Annotated in this window: 1 protein-coding gene; it reads left to right on the top strand. The window is 56.2% G+C overall.

What is annotated here, in order from left to right; genetic code table 11:
• A partial coding sequence (locus tag SB753_RS37995; protein WP_410805280.1) for a flagellar basal body P-ring protein FlgI occupies nt 1–265 on the top strand: 265 nt, incomplete at both ends.

Here is a 265-nt window from a genome sequence, read left to right on the forward strand (position 1 = left end):
GTTCCGCCCGGCACGAACCTGCAGTTGCGCAATGTTGCTGCGGTGATGGTCACGGCAGATCTACCGCCGTTTTCTCGTCCTGGGCAACGCTTAGACATCGTTGTTTCCTCGATTGCCAATGCCAGTAGTCTGCGCGGTGGCACGCTATTAATGACACCGCTTAAAGGTGCTGACGGTGATACCTACGCCATCGCTCAAGGCAACATGTTAGTGGGTGGCGCCGGTGCACAGGCAGGTGGCAGTAGCGTACAAATTAACCAGCAAG

The organism is Paraburkholderia sp. SIMBA_053 (genome assembly GCF_046534895.1).
In the GTDB taxonomy this organism is placed as follows: domain Bacteria; phylum Pseudomonadota; class Gammaproteobacteria; order Burkholderiales; family Burkholderiaceae; genus Paraburkholderia; species Paraburkholderia caledonica.